Origin of the sequence: Saccharomonospora saliphila YIM 90502 (assembly GCF_000383795.1) — a bacterium.
GTDB classification, from domain to species: Bacteria; Actinomycetota; Actinomycetes; order Mycobacteriales; family Pseudonocardiaceae; genus Saccharomonospora; species Saccharomonospora saliphila.
This window is the reverse complement of record NZ_KB912684.1, coordinates 1-4,442: the sequence shown is the minus strand read 5'-3', so window position 1 is coordinate 4,442 and position 4,442 is coordinate 1. Positions and strand designations below refer to the sequence as shown.

Sequence of the window (4,442 nt, the reverse complement as noted above, 5' to 3'; positions counted from 1 at the left end):
CCCCGGCCCCGGTCGCCGTGGCCGCGGGCGCCGCCGGTGGCGAGGCCCCGGCCGAGGAAGAGGAGCAGGACGAGTTCGACGTCATCCTCGACGGCGCGGGCGACAAGAAGATCCAGGTCATCAAGGTGGTCCGTGAGATCGTCTCCGGCCTGGGCCTGAAGGAGGCCAAGGAGATGGTCGAGGAGGTTCCGAAGCCGCTGCTGGAGAAGGTGGACAAGGAAGCCGCCGACGCCGCCAAGGCCAAGCTGGAGGAGGCGGGCGCTCAGGTCTCCATCAAGTGACCTGACCTCCCAAGCACCACCCGGGGGCGGGCCGACCGTTGTCACGACGGTCGGCCCGCCCCTTTTTGTGTGTCCCCCGATGGGTTACCGTGCCACGGTCCCCGGATCACACAACGGGAGTTTCATCCCACTCCAACTGGCGAGTAACCGACGCGCCTTCGGCTCGTTGCATTGGGTTGACGCGCCATGAACGGACTTCGGGAGGTGCGATGGGTGCCGAGGTGGTCATCGAAGGGTTGACCAAGTCTTTCGGTCAACAGGCCATCTGGCGGGACGTCACGTTGACGCTGCCCCCCGGCGAGGTCTCGGTCATGCTGGGCCCCTCGGGCACCGGGAAATCGGTATTCCTCAAATCCATGATCGGCTTGTTGAAGCCGGACACCGGCACGTGTGTGATCAACGGTGTCGACGTCGTGCGGTGTTCGGAGCGCAAGCTCTACGAAACGCGAAAACTGTTCGGGGTGCTGTTCCAGGACGGCGCGCTGTTCGGCTCGATGAACCTCTACGACAACGTCGCCTTCCCGTTGCGTGAGCACACGAAGAAATCCGAGACCGAGATCCGCTCGATCGTTCTCGAAAAGCTGGAGATGACCGGTCTGTCCGGCTCGGAGGACAAGCTGCCCGGGGAGATCTCCGGTGGGATGCGCAAGCGCGCGGGCCTGGCACGGGCCCTCGTGCTCGACCCGGAGATCATCCTCTGCGACGAGCCGGACTCCGGCCTCGACCCGGTGCGCACCGCCTACCTGTCGCAGCTGCTGATCGACCTGAACGCGCAGATCGACGCCACGATCCTCATCGTCACGCACAACATCAACCTCGCCCGCACCGTCCCGGACAACATCGGCATGCTCTTCCGTAAGGAACTGGTGATGTTCGGACCACGCGAGGTTCTGCTGACCAGCGACGAGCCGGTGGTCGAGCAGTTCCTCAACGGCAGAAGGCTCGGTCCGATCGGGATGAGCGAGGAAAAGGACTCCACGCAGATGGCGTTGGAGCAGGCCCAGGCCGACGCGGGCCACCACGACGGTTCCACTGAGGACGTGCGGGGCATCGTGCCCCAGCTCCAGCCCACTCCGGGACTGCCGGAACGCGCGGGGGTGCGCCGCCGCAAGGACCGCGTGATGCGCGTGCTGCACACCCTGCCGCCCGCGGCCCAGGAGGGCATCATCGCGTCGCTCACCCCCGAGGAACAGCGCCACTACGGTGTCGGGCACGATCTCGTCGGTGTCCGCAGTGGACAGCTTCCGCCCGGCGAGGTGGCCGGACTGCCCGGGGACCCGGCCGCGCACGAGCCGGGGACCGAGGAGCCGACCCACCGGCTGCCCCCGTACCGACAGGGACCGTCATGAGTTCTCCGGCCTCGACGGCCACGTTTCCCGGGATCGGGATACTGCGGGAGACCGGCAGGCTGTTCGCCCTCGGTCTCGACGTGGCGCGCGGCGTGTTCCAGCGCCCGTTCCAGCTACGCGAGTTCCTTCAGCAGGCGTGGTTCATCGCCAGCGTGACGATCCTGCCCACCGCGCTGGTGGCGATTCCGTTCGGCGCCGTCATCTCGCTCCAGTTCGGCTCCCTCGCCGGCCAGCTCGGTGCCCAGTCGTACACGGGCGCGGGCAGCGTGCTCGCGACCGTGCAGCAGGCCGCCCCGCTGGTCACCGCGTTGCTCGTCGCCGGTGCGGGCGGTTCGGCCATCTGCGCCGACATCGGCGCGCGCACGATCCGCGAGGAGATCGACGCCATGGAGGTCCTCGGCGTCTCGGCCGTGCAGCGGCTCGTGGTGCCGAGGGTGCTGGCGTGCATGTTCGTCGCGGTGCTGCTCAACGGCATGGTCAGCGTCATCGGTGTGCTGGGCGGCTACGTCTTCAACGTCGTGCTCCAGGACGGGACACCGGGCGCCTACCTGGCCAGCTTCTCGGCACTGGCGCAGTTGCCCGACCTGTGGATCGGCGAGATCAAGGCGCTCATCTTCGGCTTCATCGCCGCCGTCGTCGCCGCCTACCGCGGACTGAACCCCCCGCCGGGGCCGAAGGGCGTCGGTGACGCGGTGAACCAGTCGGTCGTCATCACCTTCCTCCTGCTGTTCGTGGTCAACGCCGTGCTGACGCTGATCTATCTGCAGCTCGTCCCGCCGAAGCTGGGCTGAACGATGTCCCGTCTGACTCAGAACGCGAAGCGGATCGCGCACCGCCCACTGGACACACTGGACGTCCTCGGTGACCAGATGTCGTTCTACCTGCGCGCGCTGGCGTGGGTTCCGAGGACGATCCGCCGCTACACCCGCGAGGTGATGCGGCTGCTGGCCGAGGTCAGCTTCGGTTCCGGCTCGCTCGCGATGATCGGCGGCACGGTCGGCGTGATGGTCGGGCTGACCCTGTTCACCGGCGTGCTGGTCGGCCTCCAGGGCTACTCGGCGTTGAACTCGATCGGCACGTCGGCCTTCACCGGGTTCCTCACCTCGTTCTTCAACACCCGCGAGATCGCCCCCCTGGTGGCGGGCCTCGCGCTGTCGGCCACGGTCGGTTCCGGCTTCACCGCCCAGCTCGGGGCCATGCGCATCTCGGAGGAGATCGACGCGCTCGAGGTGATGGGCGTGCCGAGCCTGCCCTACCTGGTGACGACCCGCATCCTGGCCGGTTTCGTGGCCGTGGTGCCGCTGTACGTGGTGGGCCTGCTCAGCTCCTACCTCGCCTCACGCACGGTGGTGGTCCACCTCTACGGACAGTCGGCGGGCACCTACGACCACTACTTCGACATGTTCCTGCCACCCGAGGACGTCCTCTACTCGTTCATCAAGGTGCTGATCTTCAGCGTGCTGATCATTCTGACGCACTGCTACTACGGGTACCGCGCCTCCGGTGGTCCGGCGGGGGTCGGCATCGCGGTCGGCAGGGCCGTGCGGTTGTCGATCGTGACGGTGGCGGTGGTCAACTTCTTCATCGGCTTCGCCCTCTGGGGTACCGACACGACGGTGAGGATCGCGGGATGAGTTCGGCTGTGGTGACGGTGCGGCGCAGGCTGCTCGGCCTGCTCCTGGTGGCGCTCATGGTGGGCGGGGTGGCGCTGAGCGTGGCCATCTACAACAAGAGCTTCACCGACTTCGTGACGGTGCGGTTGCAGGCGGGCACGGTGGGCAACCAGCTCGGCCCCAACTCCGACGTGAAAGTGCGCGGGCTGATCGTCGGTCGCGTCGGCGAGATCGACACGACCACCGAGGGCGCCGAGCTCACACTGGAGCTCAACCCTGAGCAGGCGGAGCTGGTGCCGAGCAACGTCTCCGCGCGGTTTCTGCCGAAGACCCTGTTCGGCGAGCGCTACGTCGCCTTGCGCCTGCCCTCCGACCCGGCGGCCACGACCCTGCGCGACGGCGACGTCATCGGCCAGGACCGGTCCTCGAGCGCGATGGAGCTCGAGCAGGCGCTGGACAGCCTGCTTCCGGTGCTGCGGGCGGTGCAGCCGCAGAAGCTGTCCGCCACGCTCACCGCGATCTCCACGGCGTTGCAGGGACGCGGTGACCAACTCGGACAGACACTGTCCGAACTGGGCGACTACGTGGGCGAGCTGAACCCGCACCTGCCGGATCTGCGTGAGAACGTGCGCCAGCTCGCCGATTTCTCGGACACTCTCGATGACGTGGCCCCGGATCTCGTGCGCACGCTGGACAACCTCACCACCACCACCGGCACCGTCGTGGACCGGCAGCACGACCTGCCCAGGCTCTACCGAACGGTGGGTACCGCCTCGACCGACCTGCGCACGTTCCTCGAGGCCAACTCCGGCAACATCATCGGCCTCGGCGAGACCGCCCGCCCCGTGGCCGAGCTGCTCGCGAAGTACGCGCCGTCGTACCCGTGCTTTCTCGGGCAGATGGCCGAACTGGTGCCCCGCATCAGCGAGTCGTTCGGCGCGGGAACCAACAAGCCGGGACTGCACGCGAAGATGGAGATCACCGTCGACCGCGGTCCGTACGAGGCGGGGCAGGACGAGCCGCGCTACGAGGACAAGCGCGGGCCCCGGTGCTACGCCATGGACGAGTATCCCGACCCGTTCCCGCAGCACCCGCCGGACGGGCCGTTGCGGGACGGCAGCGAGTCACCGCCCCCGGCACGCACGACCGCGGAGGGCCTGCCCTCGGGCACGATGGCCGGCGCGGGCGGTTCGGCCCCG

General features: G+C 68.1%; 5 protein-coding genes. All 5 read left to right on the top strand.

The annotated features are described in order from the left end of the window. Positions 1 to 281: 50S ribosomal protein L7/L12 (gene rplL / locus SACSA_RS23000; RefSeq protein WP_019816537.1), on the top strand; the 281-nt coding region annotated here is incomplete at its 5' end. Positions 282 to 490: 209 nt separating this feature from the next. Then, positions 491 to 1,630: an ABC transporter ATP-binding protein gene (locus SACSA_RS0114035; RefSeq protein ID WP_019816536.1), complete on the top strand. Its 1,140-nt coding sequence runs from the start codon at positions 491 to 493 to the stop codon at positions 1,628 to 1,630. Continuing rightward, positions 1,627 to 2,421 (top strand): MlaE family ABC transporter permease, encoded by a 795-nt coding sequence (locus tag SACSA_RS0114030; RefSeq protein WP_019816535.1) that lies wholly within the window; start codon positions 1,627 to 1,629, stop codon positions 2,419 to 2,421. Before SACSA_RS0114035 ends, SACSA_RS0114030 begins: the two co-directional genes overlap by 4 nt. A 3-nt stretch (positions 2,422 to 2,424) precedes the next feature. Then, entirely contained in the window at positions 2,425 to 3,264 is an 840-nt protein-coding gene (locus tag SACSA_RS0114025) for an MlaE family ABC transporter permease (protein WP_019816534.1), read from the top strand. Then, the coding region (locus tag SACSA_RS0114020) for an MCE family protein (protein ID WP_019816533.1) at positions 3,261 to 4,442 on the top strand (1,182 nt) is incomplete at its 3' end. The genes SACSA_RS0114025 and SACSA_RS0114020, both read left to right, overlap by 4 nt.

Excerpts from the sequence above, each read along its gene's own strand:
- SACSA_RS0114035 (WP_019816536.1), top strand. The coding sequence starts at position 491 with ATGGGTGCCGAGGTGGTCATCGAAGGGTTGACCAAGTCTTTCGGTCAA.
- SACSA_RS0114030 (WP_019816535.1), top strand. The coding sequence starts at position 1,627 with ATGAGTTCTCCGGCCTCGACGGCCACGTTTCCCGGGATCGGGATACTG.
- SACSA_RS0114025 (WP_019816534.1), top strand. The coding sequence starts at position 2,425 with ATGTCCCGTCTGACTCAGAACGCGAAGCGGATCGCGCACCGCCCACTG.